The organism is Salinivibrio proteolyticus, from assembly GCF_001996165.1.
In the GTDB taxonomy this organism is placed as follows: domain Bacteria; phylum Pseudomonadota; class Gammaproteobacteria; order Enterobacterales; family Vibrionaceae; genus Salinivibrio; species Salinivibrio proteolyticus.
In genome coordinates this window covers 16,753-39,559 of the sequence record NZ_MUFP01000008.1, presented here as the reverse complement: position 1 = coordinate 39,559, position 22,807 = coordinate 16,753, and the positions used below count along the sequence as shown (strand labels likewise).

The window sequence follows — 22,807 nt, the reverse complement described above, 5'->3', positions numbered from 1 at the left end:
GAACTGAGTAAGTTAAGCGCTAATCGCATCTAACCGATAGCCACGCCGTGCTAGGGTATTTGCTTCGCCACCCACCCAAGCGCGATTATGGCCTTGCGCATCAACTTTGACCACGGCAGACAGTAGCGATCGCGCCCCAATATGCTCACCCTGCTCAAAAACAAATCGATTATGTGTGCCCTGATACTCAGTCAAGTACGCCGCTAAGGCGGCAGCAGCACTTCCAGTAGCCGCCTCTTCATCCACTCCGACCGCAGGTGCAAAGTTTCGACAACACGCAGTGATATCCGACTCGTGGGGAGACAAAGCAAACGCATGCACCCCAATGCAATCGTACGCCTCCGTCAGCGCAATAACCGCCTCTCTGTCTTGTGACATCCGAGCAAGTGCATCGAGGGACGCAAGCGGCAAAATGATATTGGGTCCACCCGCGGAGACGACTTTGACAGGTAATCCCGTCGATAGGATATCTTTACTGTCTATGTGAAACGCATCGGCAATCACCTTTTCATTCGGCCCGTCACTGATAACTGGAATTGCCGTTTCAAAGTTAACTTTTCCCGAATCTAAGATGGACACTTGCAGGACGCCTGCCCCGGTTTCTTGCGTATAATCGCCAGCTTCAAGTTCACCCAACTGCCAAAGCGCAGAAAATGTTGCCACAGTGGCGTGACCACAAAACGCGACCTCATTAGTCGGGGTAAAGAACCGCAATCTGACATCAGCATGCTCGCTATGACAAATAAATGCCGTTTCTGGATAGCCGAAGTCTGTTGCAATCGCCTGCATTTGTGCATCATCCAGCACATCTGCATGCCTAACAACACCGGCGGGATTCCCTCCCTGCCCTTGTGCAACGAATGCATTTAGGTGATAGAACTCAACAAATCTGTCCATCATTGCTTCCTCGCGATAGCCGCTGTGTGCGGGTTTCCATTTAAAGGCTAGCGTCGATTAACGCGACACCCTGCACGCCTTGTGCTCCTTCCATCCTATGCGCTTATACTAAAGTATGACAATAAAAACTTGTTCCGTATGCCAAGACAGACGGTAAATAAATCAAACTATTAGCTGTGTCTGATTCAATATTGTTACCCTTTTCGTGTGGGTCAACACACTAAATATGTATAAAATCGCGATGAAGGTGCCGTTCCGGTCTAATCTTTTACTAGAACAAAGAACTAGGTGGAGGATAGGCCGTGAAGCTGCAGTCAAAGTTATTGATTGGAACAACATCTTTAGTGATCACTTTTGTTGTGGTCAGTGCACTGACATTAGGCTTTCTCACCGTTAATGAATCCAAATCATTGCTGACTAAGCGGATTGAAAGTCAACTCACGGCTAGCCGAAACCAAATAGCACAACAGCTAGAAAGCTACTTCAGCATCATTCGTCGTCAAGTCGAATCAAACGCTAACAATTTGATGTATCGGCAAGCGATGCAAGATTTTAGCGTCGCATTTTCAACAACATTTCAAACACACTCCACTACAGTATCTTCATCACTAGAGTCTTACTACAATAACGAATTTGCCAGTCAGTATCGAAATCAAAACGCAGGCGAGAGCCCACCATTAAACAGCATGCTTAGTGGTCTATCGCCACCGGCTCGCTACTTTCAAACACTGTATATTGGTGATAATCCATCCCCCCTTGGTAGCAAAGACAACTTGAATCGTTCTCCAAACGATACCGACTATGACAATGTGCACGCCAAGTATCACCCCATCATCAAAGCGTTTTTAAACCAGTTTGGCTTTTACGATATTTTCCTCGTAGAACCTTATAACGGTCACATCGTTTACTCAGTCTATAAAGAGCTGGATTTTGCGACATCACTCACCTCAGGCCCTTACAGTAATACGGGTATTGCCGAGATTTATAAACGAGTGCTGGCGTCGGGTGAAACAGTGTTAAGTGACTTTGCTTCTTACTTGCCTTCATATGATGCCGCTGCGGCTTTTATTGGCACTCCCATAACCCGAGATGACGGTTCAGTCAGCGGCGTACTAATTTTTCAAATGCCCATTGATGCCATGAACGCAATCACGACACACAAACAAAATTGGAAGAAAACCGGTTTTGGGGAGAGTGGTGAAACCTATTTGGTAGGTAGTGATAACCTCATGCGCTCAGATGGTCGATTCTTAATAGCCGACCCCAGCAACTATTTTGAACAACTGGCACTATCTGGTGTGGCGAAAGAGACCATAGACGAAATCCGCGCTCGTAATACGACCATCGGCTTACAGCCGGTAAACACGCCAGGAACGCAAGCTGCGCTCGCTGGAGACACTGGATTTTCCCTCTTCGATGACTATCGCGGTGTTCCAGTATTTTCCGCCTATCAGCCTTTGAATATTCAAGGGTTAAACTGGGTACTGTTGAGCGAAATTGATGAAAGCGAAGCCATGCTGCTGGCGCAATCACTCAAAAACCAAACCTACTCAACATTATCCGTGATGCTGATCTTGGCATTACTAGCAAGTGTCCTGGTTAGCTGGTTAATGGCTAAAGCGGTTACATCACCGCTACGCAAAATGGTCGGTACGGTGCACGATCTATCGTCTGGGAGTGGAGATCTGCGTTATCGTCTCGAGTCCTCAGGTTCGAATGAGCTCTCAACCCTGTCTGCAGGTTTTAACTATTTTATCGAGTACTTGGATAGCACCTTCTCCAACTTATTAAGCGCCATTGCTCGGTTAAAACCGATATCTGAAGATGTTCAGGAAATCAATGGCATACTGACTCGTCACGCGACCGACACACAATCGCAATCCGATGAAGTACGCAACAGTTTAACGTTATCACTCGAAACCAGTCATACCGTTGAAAGTGAACTCACCAACATCAAATCCGCCACAGAGCATGCAGCAACAGAAGTCAAAGATGGGCGGAAAGCCGTCAGCGATACGGTGACGGTGATGCGAGAGTTGGAAGGAGAAATTGACGATGTTTCCTCTGCGGTCGATGAACTAAAACAACACGCAGAAGATATTAAAAAGGTCGTTGATGTGATTAGCGATATCGCAGAGCAAACTAACCTACTCGCCTTGAATGCATCTATCGAAGCGGCACGCGCTGGGGAAATGGGACGCGGTTTTGCTGTCGTTGCCGATGAAGTTCGAAACTTAGCTTCAAAAACAACACGATCAACATCCGATGTGACGGAGATGGTCAACAATATTGTCGCCAGTACGCATCACCTGTCCTCAGCGATGGAAAAAGGACAAACATCGACACGTGCATGCGCCTTGAGTGTGACCGAAACAGAATCTAGCCTCGAAGATATTGCGCATGCAATGACTGCAATCGATGCGCATGTAGCGCAAATTGACTCAGCGATTAACCAACAGGTAAACGTTCTCTCTGGCGTCAGCGATAACTTTACCGTAATGGATGATAGGTTTGAGTCAACGCGTCGTGCCATTGATATGTGTGCAGGTCTAAGCGATGACATTAACAAAATGGAAGAAAAACTCAGACACATCGCCGGTAATTTCAAAGTAACCAATGCCGAGTTCTCGACCGCACGACGAACAAAAATGCGTTTTGATGAAAACCAATAAAATAACGCCTCGGTTTGATGTTAACGGAGATGCTCTTAGCAAGCGACGCGATTTTCGGACGAATATGGTAGGCTTGTCAGTAAACTTTTTAATACCGTATGAGATGTAAACTTATGGACCCTTTACAGCATATTGCCGATGACGCACCCGAGCATGAGCCGGAGACCTTGCCATCACTCGACGAACAAAAAGCGATTGTGGCAAAACTCAAAGCCTTTGAGGAGAAAGGTGAGCTCACTGACGAAATTCTCGCGCAGTATTTTGCCGTTAAGCAAAAAGACACAAGCGACGAAGAAGAGTAAGAACAAAACGAAAACGTGACCGCGTCACTTTTTAAATTTATCTTACTTCTACGAAGAAGATGCCGAGAGATGATAATGAATGACATTAGCGGCGCAGGGTTGACACTTGCGAGGCTAGGATAGAAAGAAGATTATCGACACTGATCCGCCCCGAGCTCAAACTCGGGGCTTTTTTTTGGTTTACTCAGGGGCAATGCCGTCGGTTTTCGCCGCACAGATAAAATCATTTTTGTGCAGGCCTTTAATCTTATGCGACCACCACGTCACGGTCACTTTCCCCCACTCCAGTAAGATACCGGGATGGTGTCCTTCTTGCTCGGCCAGCTCAGCCACTTGGTTGGCAAATGCCCACGCCAACTTAAAGTTACGGAAGGTGAACTCACGTTCGAGCTGATCAATCCCATCTCGCGTCACTTTACGCCACTGCGGAATGTCTTTAAGCAGCGTCGGCATTTCCTCAGCGCTAACCAAAGGGGCATCGATATTACAGGCTTCACATTTCAACTCAGTTAGTTCAGACATGTTGCGTTTCCTTTTGCTGTTCTGTCTTTTTCGGTTTGGGCGGGAACAAAGGCGCGTGAAGGCCCAGTTCCATCGCTTGCTGCACATCAGCAATCAAATCACGTTGACTGATGGCAAATAAATCGTCAATCGACTCAATGGTAAAGTAAATGGGTTGCATGATGTCAATCCTATATGGCGTGCGCATGACATCTATCACTTCTAAAGGCTTACGTACCGCTTTGTCGCTATTAAAGGCGTACTCAGTCTCCGCCGGCGAAGACAAGATCCCGCCGCCATAAATACTACGGTTGCCTTGCGAGTCACTGAGCAAACCAAACTCGACCGTAAACCAATATAAGCGTGCAAGATAAACGCGCTCTTTGGGCGTGGCTTGCTTACCGAGCTGGCCGTACATATGGGTAAACTCAGCGAATGCTGGGTGAGTCAGCATCGCACAGTGACCGAAGATCTCGTGAAAGTAATCCGGCTCTTGCAGGTAATCGAAATCGTCTTTGGTGCGCAAAAAGGTCGCCGCAGGGAATTTCTTATCCGCCAGCAAGGCGAAAAAATGGTCAAAATCGATCAATGCAGGCACAGGAGCCACTTGCCAACCGGTTTCTCGCATTAACACGGCATTCACATCTGGAATCTGTGGCACCGTATCATGCGGCAAATCCAGCATTCGCAACCCGTCGAGATATTCCTGACAAGCTTTATCTTTGATACATGCAAGCTGCCGTGTAACTAGCTGGCGCCATACATCGTTTTCTTGTGCCGACCAGGCTACACGACCCAGCTCATCAACTGGTTTGGATTCGTATTTACTCTGTTTCACGTTCACCGCCTTGTGTCGTTGTCTGGCGTAAAAATCGCGCGTAAACAGCGGCCCTTAGCCTTACGCAATGTCTCCGTTACTCACAGATTACGTCGACTTTGCAGAGAAAATCATCTCCTCACTGCGGTTTTAATTTTACCTTTGCGTAACATTTATTTTACATTGCACATCCGAAAGGCTGCTGCTTTAGCCAATGCTTCACCCTCGAGGGATCCGCGTGCTTGCATGGCTCGTAGTATCTTAAAAATACCTAACTGCAAGGACGAGTGATGAATTTACAACTGAGCGAACTGATAAATTACGACAACATTGACAAGATTCAGATCCGTGGCATTGATGGCATGTTATATCAAGCCATTGCGTTTTTGCGTCACGGCGATGCGGTAGAGCAGAAGCTGATTTACCACGGCGATAAGCCCTATTTATCTCGCAGTTTGCTGGCAGTGAAAGATGATTTTGAATGGGTTAATGCCGCGCAATACGTGCTAGTCACTGACACGGCATATGATGAAATGATAGGGCTTGGCACGGAAAAACCATTGTCGTCCCTAGAGCAGCCATTGCATTGGAAATAACTCAACAATGCCCCAACCTACGGGGCAATTTCTTCCCCGTCCCACGCAAACAATCGGCCGGTGTGACGACTGTCGAGGCCATCCAACACCGACAACAAATAGCCAGCCGATTGGGCCGGGCTGAATAACTTGCCGGGCTTAACATTGGCTTGGAATGGCGCGGATAAATGGCTATCGACCGTCCCCGGATGCAGACCGACCACGGTTAATGATTTGTCTTGACGGCCAAGCTCAATGCTCATGCATTTGATCAGCATGTTCACCGCCGCTTTACTTGCGCGATAGGCGTACCAACCGCCCGCACGGTTATCACTGATACTGCCCACGCGCGCCGACAAGATGGCAAGCTTGGCCTCGGCGTTGCGTTTCAATTTGGGCGCGAGGTGCTTGCTCAATAGCAGCGGCGCGACGGCGTTGACGTCAAAGAGCTGATGCATGGCCTCACTACTGCACGCCGCGAGCCGCTTTTCTGGGCTGACCGCATCATCATGAAGCATGCCCGAGGCAATGATCACCGCATCTAAGCTGTTGTCGTCGATGTGCTCGGCCGCCGCTTGTATTGATGCTTCATCGCGAATATTCACCGTCACAGGCACCACCTTTTCACTTATCTCAGCAAGTGGTGCGGGATGGCGCCCCAACGCAAAGACTTGCTGAATGGATGGTTTGTCGAGCAATGCGCGGCAAAAAGCTTCACCAATCGCGCCACCTGCGCCGACAACCGCCACGCGCTGCATGGAATCACTGTTCATTCTCTTGGCTCCTCAAACAAAAAGAGATGCAAACTGCATCTCTTTAGTTAGGGATGAGGCGATCCTGTCGATCACCGTGCGTTAAAACTATAGCTTACGTAGCACGATCATTAGGTATAGCCCCCCTATCAACGAAGCAATGATCCCAGCCGGCATTTCTTGCGGATACAACCATTGTCGTCCGAGCCAATCGGCAAACAGCATCAATCCCATGCCAATCAACCCGGCGGTGACCATATGCGCCCGGGCATTTTTCGCCCCCCAGCTACGCGCAATGTGCGGGGCCATTAAGCCGACAAAACTGAGCGGCCCCACCACCAAGGTGGCACTGACGGTCATGACCGCAACGAGGGCCAGCAACAGCATGCGAGCACGTCCAACCTTAACCCCCAACGATTGAGCCGTTTCACCACCGAGCGGCAAAATATCGAGCCAACGCTGGCACATTAATCCTAGCGCCACCAGCACGGCAGCAACCAAGGCCAGTGTGGTCACCGTACTGTCAGTCACATAGTAGGTTGAACCTGAAATCCACGCGAGCACTTGATACGCGCGAGGATCGCCACCTGCCATCAAGAAGCTTTGTACCGCTTGCATCAGTGCGGCTATGGCGACGCCAGTGAGCAACACCTTTTCTGGCTGAAAGCCAGTTTTGCGATTAAGCAGCACAATCAACGCCAAGGTTGCCCCCGCACCGATTAGACCACCGACATATAAGCTCAGCATAGATGCGCCCATGCCAGCAAAAATAGTGACAATCAGTCCCAGCGCCGTACCGGCACTGATCCCCATAACTTCAGGGCTCGCCATCGGGTTAGCACTTAAACGCTGAAGCACGGCACCGGCAACAGCAAGCACACCACCCGCCAATGCCGCGGCCAGCAACCGTGGCAAGCGCCATTCCAACAAAGACCAATCGCCACTGAGCGCCAGCCACTGCCAGCCCTCACTTTGACGCGATACGGTAGCAAAAATCCCCACACCCAACACCAGTAACATCAGCGTTCGGCCTAACGGCCAATACTGACGTGGCGTGGGCGCCCCGGCATGCATCTGTTGGCGTTGACGATTCCCCAGTGACACCCGTGGTAACAACCACAAAAGAAGAGGCGCTCCCAACGCTGCCGTGGCGGCGCCGGTGGGCACCATCATTGCCCGGCGGCCCGGTAACAGTTGGACAGCCAAATCGGTGGCGGCCAACATCAAGGCGCCTAAAATCATCGCTAGGCTCAATCGGGTGATGAGCTTACGAGCGCCACATAAGCGCGCAATCGCGGGCGCGGCTAGACCGACAAAGCCAATCACGCCAATTAAGCTGACCACCCACGCGGTCAGCAGTACCGATAGTCCCAGTGCAATCACACGGATTTTAGCCAGTGATACGCCCAAGCTTTTTGCTCCTTCATCTGAAAGGCTTAGGACGTTGAGCGGCTTTAACAAGGCAAGGATCAACACGACCGCCAATCCAACACGTGGCAATAAGGCTTGCACACTGTGCCAGTCGGTTTGCACCATCGAGCCCGCGCCCCACACCATCATGCCGTGTAGCGCTTCTTGATTCATCAACAGCAGCACGGTGCTGAGCGCGCCGCAGTAGAGGTTTAAAATCAAACCCGCGATCACCACTACGGTGGGCGATAGACCGCGTCGCCATGCCAGCGCAAACACCACCAGCATGGTCAGCACTCCGCCAGACATCGCCACCATCGCGCTCGACCAAATCAGTAGCCAAGGGGCATAAAGCGTAGCTAGCATCAGCGCCAAGCTGGCACCATTCGCCACCCCCAGCGTCGAGGGCGAGGCCAAGGGGTTACGCAATACCTGTTGCATCAAGGTACCGGCCAGCCCCAAACACGCCCCTGCCAACAATGCGGTGACCAAGCGTGGCCACCAGGTTAAATGCATCACCACCCCAATCGACGCACTGTCATCCAGCGACCACAGCGACTGCCAGAGCATAGATGCATTCACATTCCACTGCCCCAACTGAGTGGAGGCGAGGCTCAACAATGCCGCCAGTAATGCCAAGGGCACCCATAATAGGTTCAGTTTCATGACTGCCCTCCTTGCTCGATCAATGCCGCGGTCACAAGGCGGGCAAAACGTAACGCCGACGGAATCGCGCCAAAGCTCCATACCGGATCAATCATCAATGGCGTATGACCCGTACGTTTAACCAAATATTGCCAAAACATATTGGTCTGAAGAGTTTGCTCGACGCCCGCGGGGAGTGGGCGCACAATCACTAGTTGCGCATCAAGGTCTAGCAGCTCGCGGGTGGAGACCATGCTAAACCCCCAACTGTTGGTGGTATTTTGCCACGCGTTGCTGAGCCCCAATTCACTGATAGCGGCGTGATACAAGCTGTTCGTCCCGAACACCCGCACATGATTGGCATCCAGAAACTGGATCATTAACAGCGGTGGCTGTTCGACGGGAATAGTATCGCGCAGGCTCGCTAACTGCTGTTTCGCATTAGCAATCAGGGTTTCACCGGCCTCAGGACGGTTGGCCTCACGTGCAATTTGCCGCGTCACGGTTTTGAGCGACGCCCAGCTTAGGCCGCTTTCATACAGAGGAATTGAGCTGACCGGCGCAATGGTGCTTAGCTTGGGCTTCATTGCCTTAAAAATGGGCGAGATCAGAATTTTATCGGGGTGAAGCTCGGCCAAACGCTCCATGTTGGGCTGGGTGCGAAGCCCAATATCGACGGTTTTTTCTGGAATGGGCGGGGCTTTCACCCACGAATTGTAATCCGCCTTTTGCGCGACCGCGACGGGCGTCACCCCTAAGGCCAACAAGGTTTCAGTTTGGGTCCAATCCAGCGAAAGAATACGAGGCGATGCGCTGACGCTCGCTGACATCATGGCCGCGGTCAGCCAGACCACAAGCGTCAAAAAAGAGGACTTGATCATACCGGCGATAACTCCCCCGGCATAGCAACCGCATAGCCGGCGGTATGATCGGCAATCGGCATTTCAATGCCATAAATCGATTTGAGGGCCGACTCTTGAAACACATCGCTAACCGCGCCTTGAGTCAGAACTTGCCCGCTGTGCAGCGCGACAATCTCATCACAAAAACGCGCTGCCATATTAATGTCGTGCACCACAATAATGATGGACTTATCCAGCTCTCGGCTAAGTTTACGCACCAAGGTCATCACCTCAACTTGGTGGGCCACATCCAGTGCAGATAGCGGCTCATCGAGCAGTAAGTAACGCGTTTGCTGTGCCAGCAGCATCGCAATCCACAACCGTTGGCGCTCGCCGCCCGATAAGGTATCGACCAAGCGCTCGGCATAATCCTGAGTACCAGTGAGCGCCATTGCCTCGTTGATCGCTTGGTGATCGGCTTTGGTCAACCTCCCCAGCAAGCCATGCCAAGGATAGCGACCAAAACTGACCAACTCGTACCCGGTTAAGTTATCGGTTGCCGGTAAATGCTGTGGCAAATACGCCACCTCGCGCGCAAAGGCTTTTTCCGACCATTTTGATAAGGGCTTTTGGTCTAATGCGATCTGCCCGCTGCTGGTTGTCTGTTGCTGCGCTAACAGCTTTATCAACGTCGACTTGCCCGACCCATTGTGTCCGACTAACGCACAAATTTTTCCCGGCGTAAACGACAAGCTCACCTTATCGAGTAACACTTTTCCGTTGACGGCAAACGCAACGTCCTTTGCCTCTAACATATCCCGATCCTACTTCTGCAAACACAAGCGCGTGGCACTTGCCCGTTATCTCTGAGAGCGCTAATTTTCCGATGCTTAAAAAGCAAATGCAAACCATTTTGATTTCGCTTTGTACGCTTAGCGCTTGTTAATGAGAGAAATTAGACCTCAACCAAGTCCCTATTAGGGATCCAAGCGTCATTCAGCCTCGTACCGCCAAGGGTGAATAAAAGTTTGTTGTTACGACTGTCGAGAGCCCTATGTCCGCGCCCATCAGCCTTGTATGGCTAAAACGCGATTTACGCCTGCGGGATCATGCCCCTTTACAAGCTGCCATTGCCGCGGGGCGTCCCTTAGTGATTTTGTACCTGTTTGAGCCATTGCTGCTTAACGATCCGCACCATAGCGAGCGCCACTGGCGATTTGTCTGGCAGTCGCTGTGCGATCTTAATCAGCAGCTGGCGCCGCTTGGCGGGCAGGTCACCATTTGCCAAGGTGACGCACTCGCCGTTTTCGACGCCATCCACCAGCAGCAGGCAATTGGCGCGGTGTACAGCCATCAAGAAATTGGCGTCGACGCGACATTTTCTCGAGATAAAGCGGTGGCGAAATGGCTAGCAAGCCATCAGATCCCTTGGCATGAATATCCCACTGGGGCGGTGATCCGCGGCGCGAAAAGTCGGGTTGATTGGGACGCAGAGTGGCAAAAAGTGATGCGTGCCTCTCTTGCCGATCCGGATTGGCAACAAGCGCGCTGGCCAGACACATCACTTACGCTACCCGCGCTCGGTCACCACAAGTGGGACTCTCCCGCGCCACGCTTTCAGCCCGGCGGGCCGAGTTGGGCGTATAAAACCTTGCAATCTTTTTTCCGCGAGCGTGGGCAAACTTATCAGCGCCACATCTCTAAACCGCTCGCCAGCCGCAAAAGCTGTACCCGACTGTCGCCCTATCTTGCTTGGGGTAACATCAGCTTGCGCGAGATGTATCAAATTACCCTCCTCCATTGGCAGAAAAAGGGTTGGCGGCGTGCGCTGGTCGCTATGGTGTCGCGTTTACATTGGCACTGTCATTTTATGCAGAAATTTGAAAGCGAGCACCACATGGAGCATCGCCCCGTTAATCGAGGCTACTTACATTTTGAGTACGCGAACGGCCCGCAGAGCGATGCGCATCTGCTCGCATGGCAACAAGGTCATACCGGTTATCCGCTCGTCGATGCCTGTATGCGTTGCCTACACGCCACTGGTTATATCAACTTTCGTATGCGGGCGATGCTGGTCAGTTTTTTAACCCACCATCTACTGATTGATTGGCGGCGTGGTGTGCATCATTTGGCGCAGCTATTTCTCGATTTTGAGCCCGGTATTCATTACCCCCAATTTCAAATGCAGGCTGGCGTGACGGGCGCCAATACCCTGCGCATTTATAACCCAGTGAAACAATCGCAAGAGCAAGATCCGGAAGGGGCATTTATTCGTGAATGGTTACCTGAGCTCTCTCCTTTGCCCGACAGTTTGATCCATACCCCGTGGCATATGACCGATATGGAAGCGATGATGTATGGGGTGGTGCTTGGTGAAGACTACCCGAAACCTATTGTCGATATCGAACAAACCGGCAAACGTGCGCGTGATATTTTATGGTCGTTTCGTCAACAAGACGCGGTTCGTATCGAAAAAGCACGGATCCTCGCCACCCATGTGCGTCCAAACAGCCCTGAGCAAACACATAGCCCTGAACAACGAAAAAGCCCGGGGCACGCAGACAAGCGCACTAAAAAATCACGTTTACCTGCCACTCAATCCCCTGGAGGCAACCCAGATGGCGCATAAAAAGCCGCACCTTCCCACCAAGGTATGTTTGACGTGCGAACGCCCCTTTACGTGGCGTAAAAAGTGGGCGCGCTGTTGGGACGACGTTAGGTATTGCTCTGACCGTTGCCGTCGCGAAGGTCGTCGCCATGCGCGAGCGGCGACGCACTGAACGCATCTAAAAGCGAATTCAATTTCGGGTGTACCCACTGACGTTTAATCGATACCGCATAGAAGGGCTCATACACACTCGGCAGTAAGGCGTAGCGGGTGAGCATGCCGCTATCTAGCTCATCGCGAACCACCACTTCAGGCATCACCGCCAACGCGTCATTGTCTCGGGTTAATAGGCGCAGCATCGCCATATCATTAGCTTCTGCCATGATGTAAGGCTTAAGTTGATACTGCGCAGAGATAGCATCAAACCCCGAGCGAATCGGGTTATCGCCATAAGGCAACACCCACGCTTGGTGCTGGTAGCTGGCATCTAAGGTGGGCGACAAGGCTTTACCCGGCCAACCAATCACGGCTACGGGCTGGCGTGCCAGTTGCTGATACTGCCAAATTTGTTTATTGGTGCCACGCACCGCGATATTGGTTAGCGCCAGATCCAACTGGTGATCAGACAGCGCATGAAGCAAGCCGGTTTGATCCATCGACTGCAACACATAACGGCACTCCCGTTGATTGACCAGTGGCTGAATAAACTGCTCGATAAAGTTCCGCGACATGGTCGATAAGGTGCCAATGCGAATCGTGGCACTGGACAGCGCCCCGCCGCTGGATAGCAACTGCTCTAACTCTTCCCCCTGTCGGAATATCTCTTCGGCATAGTTCATCGCTTGATAGCCACTTTCGGTCAACGTCAATGTACGACCTTGCCGCTCAAACAATTGCACCTGCATCGCCTGTTCAAGCTGTTTGATTTGCGACGACAGCGCCGACTGCGAGATATGCAGCTGACGGGCGGTCTGAGTCAGGTTTCCGTGGCGCGCCACCTGCCAGAAATAATACAAATGATGGTAGTTGAGTCGGCTCATCGTTCTCTAAAACAGAATGAAAAGTGATTTATTATGTATTTTACTTAACTGTAGTAAGTTTTCACAATGGTTCGCATAACTATTGCTGTGAGGTAAGTCATGTTATCCCTATTTCTCGTCACTCCGCTCAAACTGGTGCTGCTCGCTCTGGTTGCTCTTCTTGGCGGTGTTATATGGCGATACAGTGCCACTGCGTTTGCGGGCGAAGCCGACAAACACCGTTTTCTTTCATCCTTACTGCTCACCTTGTCGGCAGTCTTGCTGGYTTTAGTCAGTAATCACCTGTTGCTGTTTTGGCTCGCTTGGGTGGCAGTTAGCCTCTCATTGGGTCGCTTAATTCTTTTCTATCCGCATCGGCCTCGCGCCCAACTCGCGGCACACAAAAAAATGCTGCTCGCCCGCTTTAGCGAATTGCTACTCGGTGGCGCATTTTTACTGTTGTTTTTCCACTACCAAACCGCACAGATTGACCAATTGATGTTTCAAATCAGCCAGCAGCCTCACACGCTGACTGTAAGCATCGCCGCCTTTATGTTGGTGGGCGTGGCGATTATCAAGTGCGCTCAACTGCCCTTGCACGGCTGGTTGATTCAAGTGGTGGAAGCGCCAACGCCTGTCTCTGCCTTATTGCACGCCGGTATTGTGAATCTTGGCGGGATTTTATTGATGCTATTCGCGCCAGTGCTCGCGGCAAGCCCCAGTGCCAGCCTTGCCCTGCTGGTTATCGCAGGCATCAGTACGCTGGTGGCGGGACTGGTGAGCCTGACACGCGTGAGCATTAAGGTAAAACTGGCGTGGTCGACCGTCGCACAAATGGGTCTGATGTTAGTCGAAATCGCCCTAGGTCTTTACGAGTTGGCACTGCTGCACTTGCTGGCGCACTCTTTCTACAAGGCGTTTTCTTTCCTCAACAGCGGCAATGGCGTGAATCATTGGCTCGCCACCCAACTGGCTGACGCCTCAGTTCCGCGTCGCTGCCATTGGCTTGCCGCGATGGCCACCGCCGCCGGTTTGATTGTCGCCGTGCATCTAAGTGTTGGTATTTTAAATAGTTTGGCAGCCGGTTGGTTGCTATGGATGGCGATGACCATGCTGCTATTACCGGCCTTTACCCGCCCAGGCGCTGCTCGCCCGACACGCGTGCTGCTCAGTAGCATGTTTGCCCTTGGCCTGCTCGGGCTTTACGCCGCCATTAAACATAGCTTGATTGTGTTTGTCGCGGGCGGAAATGCCACCTATTTATTTGCCGATGCCTTTGCGCTGGTGCTGTTTATCGCGCTATTTGCTCTGTCATTGGCGGTCCAGTACTGGCCTCACAAAGCGTGGGTCAACCGCCTGTTTATTTGGCTGAACGCCGGGGCTTACCTTGATGAATGGGCGACGCGCCTAACACTCAAATGGTGGCCGAGTGCTTCTTTAATCCAACTACAAACGACCCAATGGCAACCGCATAAGGAGACGCGTTAATGATTGCGAAAACGCCCAACGTATCTGCACACCCTGAGTCCGTCGATGTGAGCGATTTTCGCGATGCCACCCAGCAAGCAGTCGCAGCAATTGCGCCAAGCTGGCCGTTGGATCAAATGATTGCAGTGAACCCATGGTGGCCGCAACGCTTTACCCCCATTGAGCAAGTCTTTGCCGAACAAGCGGTGTTAAGCGGGCACTGTCCGCTAATGCCGTCGGCGTACTATCTGTCGCATTGGCAATCGCCCATTAGTGAGGCACATCTTGCCGAGGCCATCTCAACCTCTGGCAGCGCATTGACGGTCAGTGATTGTCTGCGTGCGCTGCGTAGCCATAGCAGTGACCTCCCGCGTTGGAAACCACTGGCTGAGTTGTGTGACCGCACTCGAGAAGCGCAAGAAGGCTTATCGTGGCAGCAAGAAATCCAGCAGCAAGTGAGCCAGTTTCTCGCGCTTTATCACCAATACCCACAGCGCTTTGATGCCCAAGGCCAAGGCGGTGAGCACCTTTATCAATGCTGGTTGGATGTGGTGAGCCAAGATAAAGGCATTAAAACCCTCACTGGCGTGGATTTGCTTGCCGATTTCGCCGCACTGCCCACTCAAATGGATGCACTTATCGCTGAAGCGGCCACCTTTTGGCAACCGATCCTTCACGACCAAGACGGTAACTTGGCCTATTGCCACGCGCTGATGCATGGTTTATCAGGTTGGGCAAGCTGGCAGGCTTGGTTAGATTGGCAGCAACAGCTCAGTGACAGTGAACAACAAGATCATGGCATGGGCCTCTTCGCGATTTTACTCGCATGGGATACAGTGCTGGCACGTTGGCTTGCCAAACACCGTGAAACAGCGTGGACAAGCATTCGTCAGTCCATGCACCATCAAGCGGTGAATGTGCGCCATTGGTATCACCAAGCACAACAACAGCTCGCACCACTGTGGATTTGGCAACAAGCGCTAGAAATTAGTCAGCAGCGCCCTTGGGCACACGCCTTGTCCGCGCAGGCCAGTGTCGACACCCTCGCCACCTCACCCATGTTGCAAGCTGTGTTTTGTATCGATGTACGCTCTGAACCGATGCGTCGCGCGTTAGAAGCACAATCCGATCGGATTCAAACTCTTGGCTTTGCTGGCTTTTTTGGCTTGCCGATCGCCTATCAGCCCACGGATAGTCATATTCACCGCCCGCAACTGCCCGGCTTACTGGCACCGGCGGTCACCGCCTCACAAACCCATGCTACCCCCGAACGCTGGTTACGAATGACCAAGCTCGGCTGGCAGCGTAGCCTCGATGCGCCCGCCGCCAACTTAGGCATGGTCGAAGCCGGTGGCATGCTGAAGCTAGTGAGCCTATTAAAACGCGCATTACGCATTTCTGGCACCGAAAACCCGCTAAATCGACTCAGCCATACTGACAGTGATTGGGCGCTCACCCGTGACAATACACCGTTAAGCGCAGTAGAAAAGGCGGAGCTAGGCGCTGGTATCTTGCGGGCAATGGGCATTGCTGATCAACTGGCCGATGCCGTCTTGTTGGTGGGTCACGGCAGTGAAACCTGTAACAACCCTCATGCAGCAGGGCTTGACTGTGGTGCTTGCGGTGGACAAACCGGCGAGGTAAATGTCCGCGTACTTGCACAGCTTCTTAACGATGCCGACGTACGTGATGCCATGGCAAAGCAAGGCGTGACGATTCCCGCCAGTACCCGTTTTTATGCCGCCATGCACAACACCACCACCGACGCACTGGATGTCTTTCACGCCCCCGAGCATGCCGAGTGGCAAACTTGGCTGGCCGCTGCGAGCGAACAAGCACGTGCAACCCGCGCCAACCAGTTTGATCAAACACCAACCCAGCCATCTAAACTCAAACGATTCTTTGCTACACGGGCCAAAGACTGGGCACAAATGCGTCCTGAGTGGGGACTGTGTGACAACGCCGCGTTAATCGTGGGCCCGCGCACCCTGTCTCGACAGATTAATTTGCAAGGTCGCAGCTTTTTACACGACTACGACATGCATAAAGACCGTGACTTTAGTCAGCTTGAAACCATCCTCACTGCGCCCATGGTGGTGACCAATTGGATCAATCTGCAGTACTTTGCTTCCGTCACCGCACCGGAAAAATTCGGCAGCGGAAACAAACTGCTACACAACATCGTAGGTGGCCACATTGGGGTGTTTGAAGGGAATGGTGGCGACTTACGAATCGGCTTATCGCATCAATCCGTGCACGATGGTCGTCGATATCGCCATCAGCCAGTGCGATTAAGCGTATTTATCGCTGCCCCTCGGGAGGCAATTGATAGTATACTTGCACGCCATGACGATATAGCCGCGCTGGCGAATCACGGCTGGCTGTACTTAATGCAAATTGATGCGCAGGGTGCAGTTTGGCAACGCGATCGCTCGGGTCAGTGGTATCACCTGAACGTAGCAAAATAAAACGGAGCATGTCGTTGAAAACGCAACTTCTCTCAGCGCAGTGTTCAACGGATCTAACACAAGCCGCCGAGCTGCTGAAAGCCGGCGAACAAGTCGCGGTGCCCACAGAAACCGTGTACGGCTTGGCAGCGGATGCCAGCAATCCAGACGCCGTCGCGGGTATTTTTACCGCCAAAGGGCGACCCGCCAATCATCCTTTGATTGTTCATCTCGGTGACGTCGCATCGATCACCGAGTGGGCAATGCAGATCCCGGATGAAGCATATAAGCTGGCGAATGCCTTTTGGCCAGGGCCGATGACGCTGCTGCTGCCACGAGCCGAGCATGTTTCACCGGTAGTCACGGGTGGATTAGATACCATTGGGCTTCGCGTGCCCGCGCAACCTGTGTTATTGGACCTGCTTACCACTCACCAACTTGCCGTTGCCGCCCCGTCAGCGAACCCGTATAAAAAGCTCAGCCCCACCACGGCAGAGCAAGTGATGCATGGTTTAGGCGGAAAAATAGCCGCAGTGATTGATGGCGGCCCTTGCCAGCATGGGCTGGAGTCGACCATTGTCGATCTTACTAAGCGTCCTTTTCGTGTACTTCGCGCCGGTCCAATCACCGCCAGCGAGCTGAGCGCCGTGCTGGGTGAAACGGTCGACGCCCCCGAGCAGCACGACACCGTGGTGCCCGGCAATGTGGGAAGCCATTACCAACCCAACACCCGGTTGCAGATGGTGGCTGCGGACTTGTCTGATCTCCCCGCGCCCCAGCCTGAAAAACGCGCGGCCTTGCTTCACTTTGGCGAAGCCCCGACACGGGATGATCTGGTCTGCATTGCTATGCCAGATGACGCCGCACGCTATGGGCAAGCGTTATATCACCAACTCGCCCAAGCCGACCAACTGGGCGTCGATGAAATCTGGCTCGCCCAGCCCCCTCATGGCGAAGCGTGGCTTGCGGTGCATGATCGCCTGCGCCGCGCCGTCAGCTAGTTTTTGACGCACGCATTCGCATAAAGCTTGCCGTTGCGCTGGCACACACAGTGTCTGCAACGGTAAGCGTTGCCTCCAACTGACTCATTCCGTGTTTCGCTTTTACACACCAAGCACGTATCTCAGCCTCAACCGCAATGGGCACTGGATGGTGATAGCGAACATTAAGTGACGCTGTCACACTTTGCGGGGCAAACAGGAAGGTACAATGGGTCAACGCCGCATCAATAAGCGTAGCGATTACCCCACCGTGCAGCTGATCTTGATACCCTTGCCAAGCGCTTTCTAACCATACGCTTGCGGTCACGGCGTTATTATCGTCTTGATAAAATTTAAGGTTGAATAGCCCGTTGTCACTGCAAGCCACACACTGATGATGCGACCGTGGCGGCATCACACGTAATTCAGCCATGGCAACCGCAACCCTGTCCACTATCGCGACCGTCTTTACCTTGCCGCTTGCCACATCCGCGATACGCAGAACCTAACCCACTGCGTTTAGAACCACACCCGCACATTCGATCAGCACGACACGCTCCTTTCCGTAGTTGGGATTGCTGCTTCATTTGCTGCAACGCCGGCCGCCCTTGACTCGCATCCGTAAGCGGTTGCCAGTACGCAGGCGACAGCCACTGAGTGGGATTTAGACGACCATTGGTTAACTGATACACATGTAAGCCAGCATCAAGTAATCCCGCTAACGCATGCTCGCCAATATGACGGGTCACCACACGTGTTACTTGGTTAGCTTTCAGCATCGCTATCAAGGCGTTTTTGGCACCGCAACCTTCTGTTACACGTGGGTTGGCGAATTGAGCGAGTGCTTGGCCATCGTCGTCAAACAGCGCAAAGTGTTCGGCCTTCATAAAATGCCCCGCCGGGCGGTCTTGGATCATCGCAATAACAATTGTCATCTTCCGTTCTCTCTTTATATAAATAGCATATGCCAAAAATACGCTTGATTTGTGGCATATGCAARCTATTCTGTGAGAGAAAAATGAGGAAAGTTGCGTCAAGACATCGAGAGTATTCGCATCAAGCTGCAACGCCGTGCGACAAAATGCTTTTTCGAACACTCGCTCATCCTTGCTAAGTCGCATAATGAATGACAATAACTAAATGGAAGCATTGGTTTAAAAATACCTATTTTCACGGCAATCATTGACGTGAAAATATGACTATTCAAACTACAAACCGAAAAAAGTTTGAAAAACTAAAAATATACGTCAATAATTAACGTGTATTTTATTTTTTATAAACCAGTGTGGAATGACTCATGCTGAACACTGAAGCGAGAGAACAACTACAGAAACTACTGCCCCTGGATATGGTTGCCACTAAGTCATGGCTAGAAGCACAAGGACTTAATCTGCACTTTCTAGATAATGCGATACGAAACCAAACGCTAGTCCCTCTTGCAGCCGGTGTATACATAAGGCAAGAAGCGAGACTATCTTGGAAAGGCATCGTTGCTTCATTGCAATGTATGACCCATACCCCTATCCATGTTGGGGGCCTTACCGCGTTAGAGCTGGAAGGACTTGGCCATTACCTGTCCAAAGGAAACAAACCCAAGGTTCACCTCTATTCTGCTGAAATGCTGCCTAGATGGCTGGCTAGAATCGATGCGCCAGCACAATTTGAGTGGCATGGCACTCGTCGCCTATGGGCAGAGACGCTGATGCAAGACAACCAGTACCTGAGGCAAGATAGCTGGCAAGCGTCTCTTCCTTCATTACATTATTCCTGTCCAGAGAAAGCCATTTTGGAGCTTTTAGCTATAGTGCCCAATACCATCAGCTTTGAACATGCTGACCAACTTATGCAAGGATTACACAACCTATCGCCTCGTAAGCTGAATGCCTTGCTAAAAGCCTGTAGCAATATCAAAGCAAAGCGCCTCTTTTTCTGGCTGGCAGGAAGACATAAACACGCTTGGCTTAAGCATCTCACACCAGAAAAATATACACTGGGCTCTGGTAAAAGACTGATCGCTAAAGGCGGCAAGCTAGAGCCAACGTGGCAAATAACGGTGCCAAAGGATATGTGAAAGTATGGATAGACAAAGTCATTACTACCGACAAGTGCAGTTACTACTCAGGGTTATTCCTTTTGTCGCCAAACACGATTGTTTCGCTCTCAAAGGTGGGACCGCTATCAATTTGTTCGTTCGTGACTTTCCCCGACTTTCAGTTGATATCGACTTGGTTTTTCTGCCCATGATGGAGCGGAATGAAGCACTACGGACCATCAAGAGCAACCTAGATACCTTGGCCTCCACGATCACAACCAATATCGACAATACGCGTGTTATCAGCGCCTACCAGACTAAACCAGATGCTCTTCGTTTATTGGTGGAGCGAGATAACATACAAATCAAAATTGAGCTATCCCCTGTGCTACGCGGTACGGTTTACAACCCCCGAGTCATCCCCGTCAGTGAGGCTGTTGAAGATGAGTTTGGTTTTGCAGAAATATCAGTAGTAAGTTTTGCCGATTTATACGCGGGCAAAATATGTGCAGCACTGGATCGTCAGCATCCAAGAGACCTTTTCGACGTCAAGCAACTACTTGATAACGAGGGACTCACCAATGATCTTCGCAAAGCCTTATTGGTTTATATCATTAGCCACCCACGTCCGATTGCCGAGCTACTCAACCCACACTTCAAGGACATTTCAGATGCTTACGAAGGGGAGTTTCGGAATATGGCCGATCAAGACATTCGCCAGACGGAACTCGAAGCAACTCGCGAGCAGCTGGTGAGGATCATAAACTCGTCTTTGACTCCTCGAGAGCGATCATTTTTACTGTCCTTCAAAAGTCGTACCCCTGATTGGGCGCTTTTAGGGCTGTCGGGAATTGACCAGTTACCAGCCATCCGTTGGAAAATGCAAAATCTCACCAAAATGAACGCCGAGAAACATTCAGCCGCGTATCATCAACTTAAAAAAATATTAGGCCCTATGTAAGCCTAATAAACTCGGCAAAACACGACTCTTCTGACTCAAACACCAAGGCTTTACCTTCTACAAGGCAGGCGGTGGTTTTGGCGCGAGCGCGTTTGACTAGGTTGGCTAACGTTTGACGAGATACGCCCATGACTTCCGCCGCTTGCAGTTGCTGCATACCCTGATGATCAACAAGACGCATGGCTTCGAACTCATCCAGACCAATGGTCACCGTCTCTAGCTCACTGAGTGGAATGGCGTTGGGTTTAAAACAGTTGGTATGGGGTTTCCCGCAGATACGGCGGGGCATTTTAGGACGCGGCATAGGGTCTCCTTTTTTGCTTATGCTAAGTGAGTTTTTTGCTTATGCCAACAAAAAGGGATGCCAGCACATCCCTTTTCTATTTATTGCTATGGACAGTGACTTAGTCTGTCACGTTACACGCCGTACGTTACACGTCGTACGTGGTCGAGGCGGTGTTACCGCCGGTGCCTGTCCAGTTGGTGTGGAAGAATTCACCACGAGGCTGATCAAGACGCTCATAGGTGTGCGCACCAAAGTAGTCACGCTGAGCTTGCAGCAAGTTCGCGGGCAAGCGTGCCGTGGTGTAGCCATCCAAGAAGGTCAGCGCCGATGTAGTACATGGCATGGGGATGCCTGTTTCCATCGATTTCGCCGCCACTTTACGCCATGCAGCCAAGCAGTTATCCAAGATCCCTTTAAAGTACGCATCTGAGCCCAAGAAGGCCAAGTTAGGATCCTTATCAAACGCATCACGGATATTACCCAAGAAGGCTGAGCGGATGATACAGCCACCGCGCCACATCAGTGCGACGTTACCGTAGTTAAGATCCCAGCCATTCTCGTTAGACGCTTCACGCATCAGCATAAAACCTTGCGCGTAAGAGATGATTTTTGACGCCAGCAGTGCTTGACGCAGCGCATCAACCCACTCGGCTTTATCGCCATCAACCGGCTGGATGTGTTTTTCAAACAGCTTCTCTGCCGCGACACGCTGATCTTTAAGTGCCGACAAGCAACGAGAGAAGACCGATTCAGAAATCAGGGTCAGCGGAATACCAAGATCCAGCGCGTTGATGCCGGTCCATTTACCGGTGCCTTTTTGGCCTGCAGTATCGAGAATTTTCTCAACCAATGGCTCACCGTCTTGGTCTTTATAGCCCAAAATGTCTGCGGTGATTTCAATTAAATAGCTATCCAGCTCGGTTTTATTCCAGTCGGTAAACACCTGCTGCATCTCGTCATGGCTCATGCCAAGGCCGTCTTTCATGAACTGGTACGCTTCGGTGATCAGCTGCATGTCGCCATACTCGATACCGTTGTGCACCATTTTCACAAAATGACCGGCGCCATCACGTCCAACCCAATCACAGCATGGTTCACCGGCGTCGGTTTTCGCGGCAATGCCTTGGAAGATAGGTTTAACAGCTGGCCACGCTTCTTCAGAGCCACCCGGCATGATAGACGGTCCAAAACGGGCACCCTCTTCACCGCCAGACACACCGGCACCAATAAAGTGAATGCCTTTTTCACGCAGTGCTGCCACGCGGCGGTTGGTATCTGGGTAGTTGGTGTTACCGCCATCGATAATGATGTCACCTTCGTCAAGCAATGGCGTCAGTTTGTCGATAAAGGTATCTACAACGGCGCCTGCACGAACCATCAGCATCACTTTGCGCGGCTTTTCAAGCTTTTCAACCAGCTCTTCTAACGAGTAAGCGCCAACAATGTTGGTGTCCTTCGCTGGGCCTTCCAGAAATTCATCGACTTTGGCCGCGGTACGGTTATGCGCCACCACTTTAAAGCCGTTGTCGTTCATGTTAAGAATCAGGTTTTGGCCCATGACCGCCAAACCAATTACGCCGATATCACCTTTCAT

22 protein-coding genes are annotated in these 22,807 nt (G+C 51.6%); 10 read left to right on the top strand and 12 right to left on the bottom strand.

Going from position 1 to position 22,807, the window contains the following annotated elements; genetic code table 11:
• Window positions 1–12: 12 nt before the first annotated feature.
• Window positions 13–900, bottom strand: a complete 888-nt coding sequence (locus BZJ19_RS08095) for a PhzF family phenazine biosynthesis protein (RefSeq protein ID WP_235608173.1) — start codon at window positions 898–900, stop codon at window positions 13–15.
• Window positions 901–1,199: 299 nt separating this feature from the next.
• Between BZJ19_RS08095 and BZJ19_RS08090 the strand changes: the two genes are divergently transcribed.
• Window positions 1,200–3,569, top strand: coding sequence for a methyl-accepting chemotaxis protein (locus BZJ19_RS08090; RefSeq protein WP_077675233.1), 2,370 nt, complete (start codon window positions 1,200–1,202; stop codon window positions 3,567–3,569).
• A gap of 113 nt (window positions 3,570–3,682) precedes the next feature.
• A complete protein-coding gene (locus tag BZJ19_RS08085) occupies window positions 3,683–3,871 on the top strand; it encodes a restriction endonuclease subunit S domain-containing protein (RefSeq protein WP_077675232.1) in 189 nt (62 codons plus the stop codon).
• 180 nt (window positions 3,872–4,051) lie between these two features.
• On the opposite strand, the gene BZJ19_RS08080 is transcribed toward BZJ19_RS08085, so the two are convergent.
• Window positions 4,052–4,393 (bottom strand): 4a-hydroxytetrahydrobiopterin dehydratase, encoded by a 342-nt coding sequence (locus BZJ19_RS08080; RefSeq protein WP_077675231.1) that lies wholly within the window; start codon window positions 4,391–4,393, stop codon window positions 4,052–4,054.
• The gene (gene phhA, locus BZJ19_RS08075) at window positions 4,386–5,258 is read right to left on the bottom strand and encodes a phenylalanine 4-monooxygenase (protein WP_077675230.1); all 873 of its coding nucleotides are present in this window, start codon (window positions 5,256–5,258) and stop codon (window positions 4,386–4,388) included. The genes BZJ19_RS08080 and phhA overlap by 8 nt, the downstream gene beginning before the upstream one ends.
• A gap of 221 nt (window positions 5,259–5,479) precedes the next feature.
• On the opposite strand from phhA, the gene BZJ19_RS08070 reads away from it, so the two are divergent.
• Window positions 5,480–5,785 carry a DUF6482 family protein gene (locus tag BZJ19_RS08070; RefSeq protein WP_077675229.1) on the top strand — a complete coding sequence of 102 codons (306 nt, stop codon included), beginning with the start codon at window positions 5,480–5,482 and terminating at the stop codon, window positions 5,783–5,785.
• Between the two features lie 17 nt (window positions 5,786–5,802).
• On the opposite strand, the gene BZJ19_RS08065 is transcribed toward BZJ19_RS08070, so the two are convergent.
• The 4 genes from BZJ19_RS08065 to BZJ19_RS08050 form a co-directional block, all read right to left on the bottom strand.
• Window positions 5,803–6,537 carry an SDR family NAD(P)-dependent oxidoreductase gene (locus BZJ19_RS08065; RefSeq protein WP_077675228.1) on the bottom strand — a complete coding sequence of 245 codons (735 nt, stop codon included), beginning with the start codon at window positions 6,535–6,537 and terminating at the stop codon, window positions 5,803–5,805.
• An 87-nt stretch (window positions 6,538–6,624) separates the two neighbouring features.
• Window positions 6,625–8,592, bottom strand: coding sequence for a Fe(3+)-hydroxamate ABC transporter permease FhuB (gene fhuB / locus BZJ19_RS08060; RefSeq protein WP_077675227.1), 1,968 nt, complete (start codon window positions 8,590–8,592; stop codon window positions 6,625–6,627).
• Complete coding sequence (locus tag BZJ19_RS08055; protein WP_077675226.1) at window positions 8,589–9,452, bottom strand: iron-siderophore ABC transporter substrate-binding protein; 864 nt, start codon at window positions 9,450–9,452, stop codon at window positions 8,589–8,591. The genes fhuB and BZJ19_RS08055 overlap by 4 nt, the downstream gene beginning before the upstream one ends.
• Window positions 9,449–10,228 (bottom strand): ABC transporter ATP-binding protein, encoded by a 780-nt coding sequence (locus BZJ19_RS08050; RefSeq protein WP_077675225.1) that lies wholly within the window; start codon window positions 10,226–10,228, stop codon window positions 9,449–9,451. The genes BZJ19_RS08055 and BZJ19_RS08050 overlap by 4 nt, the downstream gene beginning before the upstream one ends.
• 239 nt (window positions 10,229–10,467) lie before the next feature.
• Between BZJ19_RS08050 and BZJ19_RS08045 the strand changes: the two genes are divergently transcribed.
• Both BZJ19_RS08045 and BZJ19_RS08040 read left to right on the top strand, forming a co-directional pair.
• The gene (locus tag BZJ19_RS08045; RefSeq protein WP_077675224.1) at window positions 10,468–12,042 is read left to right on the top strand and encodes an FAD-binding domain-containing protein; all 1,575 of its coding nucleotides are present in this window, start codon (window positions 10,468–10,470) and stop codon (window positions 12,040–12,042) included.
• Window positions 12,032–12,193, top strand: coding sequence for a DUF2256 domain-containing protein (locus tag BZJ19_RS08040; RefSeq protein WP_077640842.1), 162 nt, complete (start codon window positions 12,032–12,034; stop codon window positions 12,191–12,193). Before BZJ19_RS08045 ends, BZJ19_RS08040 begins: the two co-directional genes overlap by 11 nt.
• Here BZJ19_RS08040 and BZJ19_RS08035 read toward each other — a convergent pair.
• A complete protein-coding gene (locus BZJ19_RS08035) occupies window positions 12,129–13,061 on the bottom strand; it encodes a LysR family transcriptional regulator (RefSeq protein WP_069589407.1) in 933 nt (310 codons plus the stop codon). The genes BZJ19_RS08040 and BZJ19_RS08035 overlap by 65 nt on opposite strands.
• A 99-nt stretch (window positions 13,062–13,160) precedes the next feature.
• Between BZJ19_RS08035 and BZJ19_RS08030 the strand changes: the two genes are divergently transcribed.
• From BZJ19_RS08030 to BZJ19_RS08020, 3 genes are read left to right on the top strand one after another with little or no spacing between them, the layout of a single operon-like run.
• Window positions 13,161–14,528 carry an NADH-quinone oxidoreductase subunit L gene (locus BZJ19_RS08030; RefSeq protein ID WP_077675223.1) on the top strand — a complete coding sequence of 456 codons (1,368 nt, stop codon included), beginning with the start codon at window positions 13,161–13,163 and terminating at the stop codon, window positions 14,526–14,528.
• The gene (locus BZJ19_RS08025) at window positions 14,528–16,975 is read left to right on the top strand and encodes a DUF2309 domain-containing protein (RefSeq protein ID WP_077675222.1); all 2,448 of its coding nucleotides are present in this window, start codon (window positions 14,528–14,530) and stop codon (window positions 16,973–16,975) included. The genes BZJ19_RS08030 and BZJ19_RS08025 overlap by 1 nt, the downstream gene beginning before the upstream one ends.
• An 8-nt stretch (window positions 16,976–16,983) precedes the next feature.
• Entirely contained in the window at window positions 16,984–17,955 is a 972-nt protein-coding gene (locus BZJ19_RS08020) for an L-threonylcarbamoyladenylate synthase (RefSeq protein WP_077675221.1), read from the top strand.
• Here the strand turns inward: BZJ19_RS08020 and BZJ19_RS08015 are convergent.
• Together BZJ19_RS08015 and BZJ19_RS08010 are read right to left on the bottom strand one after the other, a co-directional pair.
• Window positions 17,948–18,367, bottom strand: coding sequence for a PaaI family thioesterase (locus BZJ19_RS08015; protein ID WP_077675220.1), 420 nt, complete (start codon window positions 18,365–18,367; stop codon window positions 17,948–17,950). The genes BZJ19_RS08020 and BZJ19_RS08015 overlap by 8 nt on opposite strands.
• Window positions 18,360–18,869, bottom strand: a complete 510-nt coding sequence (locus BZJ19_RS08010; RefSeq protein ID WP_157891168.1) for a NifB/NifX family molybdenum-iron cluster-binding protein — start codon at window positions 18,867–18,869, stop codon at window positions 18,360–18,362. Before BZJ19_RS08010 ends, BZJ19_RS08015 begins: the two co-directional genes overlap by 8 nt.
• 362 nt (window positions 18,870–19,231) lie before the next feature.
• Here BZJ19_RS08010 and BZJ19_RS08005 point away from each other — a divergent pair, with 362 nt between their 5' ends.
• Both BZJ19_RS08005 and BZJ19_RS08000 read left to right on the top strand, forming a co-directional pair.
• The gene (locus BZJ19_RS08005; RefSeq protein WP_077675218.1) at window positions 19,232–20,005 is read left to right on the top strand and encodes a type IV toxin-antitoxin system AbiEi family antitoxin; all 774 of its coding nucleotides are present in this window, start codon (window positions 19,232–19,234) and stop codon (window positions 20,003–20,005) included.
• A gap of 4 nt (window positions 20,006–20,009) precedes the next feature.
• Complete coding sequence (locus BZJ19_RS08000; RefSeq protein ID WP_077675217.1) at window positions 20,010–20,927, top strand: nucleotidyl transferase AbiEii/AbiGii toxin family protein; 918 nt, start codon at window positions 20,010–20,012, stop codon at window positions 20,925–20,927.
• Here BZJ19_RS08000 and BZJ19_RS07995 read toward each other — a convergent pair.
• Window positions 20,920–21,231, bottom strand: a complete 312-nt coding sequence (locus BZJ19_RS07995) for a DUF134 domain-containing protein (RefSeq protein ID WP_077675216.1) — start codon at window positions 21,229–21,231, stop codon at window positions 20,920–20,922. The two genes, BZJ19_RS08000 and BZJ19_RS07995, sit on opposite strands and share 8 nt — an antisense overlap.
• 127 nt (window positions 21,232–21,358) lie before the next feature.
• Entirely contained in the window at window positions 21,359–22,807 is a 1,449-nt protein-coding gene (gene gnd, locus BZJ19_RS07990) for a decarboxylating NADP(+)-dependent phosphogluconate dehydrogenase (protein ID WP_077675215.1), read from the bottom strand.

What these genes read in the sequence shown, in the direction of transcription:
- BZJ19_RS08095 (WP_235608173.1), bottom strand. Translation starts at nt 900, where the DNA reads ATGATGGACAGATTTGTTGAGTTCTATCACCTAAATGCATTCGTTGCA.
- BZJ19_RS08085 (WP_077675232.1), top strand. Translation starts at nt 3,683, where the DNA reads ATGGACCCTTTACAGCATATTGCCGATGACGCACCCGAGCATGAGCCG.
- BZJ19_RS08080 (WP_077675231.1), bottom strand. Translation starts at nt 4,393, where the DNA reads ATGTCTGAACTAACTGAGTTGAAATGTGAAGCCTGTAATATCGATGCC.
- BZJ19_RS08070 (WP_077675229.1), top strand. Translation starts at nt 5,480, where the DNA reads ATGAATTTACAACTGAGCGAACTGATAAATTACGACAACATTGACAAG.
- BZJ19_RS08065 (WP_077675228.1), bottom strand. Translation starts at nt 6,537, where the DNA reads ATGAACAGTGATTCCATGCAGCGCGTGGCGGTTGTCGGCGCAGGTGGC.
- fhuB (WP_077675227.1), bottom strand. Translation starts at nt 8,592, where the DNA reads ATGAAACTGAACCTATTATGGGTGCCCTTGGCATTACTGGCGGCATTG.
- BZJ19_RS08055 (WP_077675226.1), bottom strand. Translation starts at nt 9,452, where the DNA reads ATGATCAAGTCCTCTTTTTTGACGCTTGTGGTCTGGCTGACCGCGGCC.
- BZJ19_RS08050 (WP_077675225.1), bottom strand. Translation starts at nt 10,228, where the DNA reads ATGTTAGAGGCAAAGGACGTTGCGTTTGCCGTCAACGGAAAAGTGTTA.
- BZJ19_RS08045 (WP_077675224.1), top strand. Translation starts at nt 10,468, where the DNA reads ATGTCCGCGCCCATCAGCCTTGTATGGCTAAAACGCGATTTACGCCTG.
- BZJ19_RS08040 (WP_077640842.1), top strand. Translation starts at nt 12,032, where the DNA reads ATGGCGCATAAAAAGCCGCACCTTCCCACCAAGGTATGTTTGACGTGC.
- BZJ19_RS08035 (WP_069589407.1), bottom strand. Translation starts at nt 13,061, where the DNA reads ATGAGCCGACTCAACTACCATCATTTGTATTATTTCTGGCAGGTGGCG.
- BZJ19_RS08025 (WP_077675222.1), top strand. Translation starts at nt 14,528, where the DNA reads ATGATTGCGAAAACGCCCAACGTATCTGCACACCCTGAGTCCGTCGAT.
- BZJ19_RS08020 (WP_077675221.1), top strand. Translation starts at nt 16,984, where the DNA reads ATGTCGTTGAAAACGCAACTTCTCTCAGCGCAGTGTTCAACGGATCTA.
- BZJ19_RS08015 (WP_077675220.1), bottom strand. Translation starts at nt 18,367, where the DNA reads ATGGCTGAATTACGTGTGATGCCGCCACGGTCGCATCATCAGTGTGTG.
- BZJ19_RS08010 (WP_157891168.1), bottom strand. Translation starts at nt 18,869, where the DNA reads ATGACAATTGTTATTGCGATGATCCAAGACCGCCCGGCGGGGCATTTT.
- BZJ19_RS08005 (WP_077675218.1), top strand. Translation starts at nt 19,232, where the DNA reads ATGCTGAACACTGAAGCGAGAGAACAACTACAGAAACTACTGCCCCTG.
- BZJ19_RS08000 (WP_077675217.1), top strand. Translation starts at nt 20,010, where the DNA reads ATGGATAGACAAAGTCATTACTACCGACAAGTGCAGTTACTACTCAGG.
- BZJ19_RS07995 (WP_077675216.1), bottom strand. Translation starts at nt 21,231, where the DNA reads ATGCCGCGTCCTAAAATGCCCCGCCGTATCTGCGGGAAACCCCATACC.
- gnd (WP_077675215.1), bottom strand. Translation starts at nt 22,807, where the DNA reads ATGAAAGGTGATATCGGCGTAATTGGTTTGGCGGTCATGGGCCAAAAC.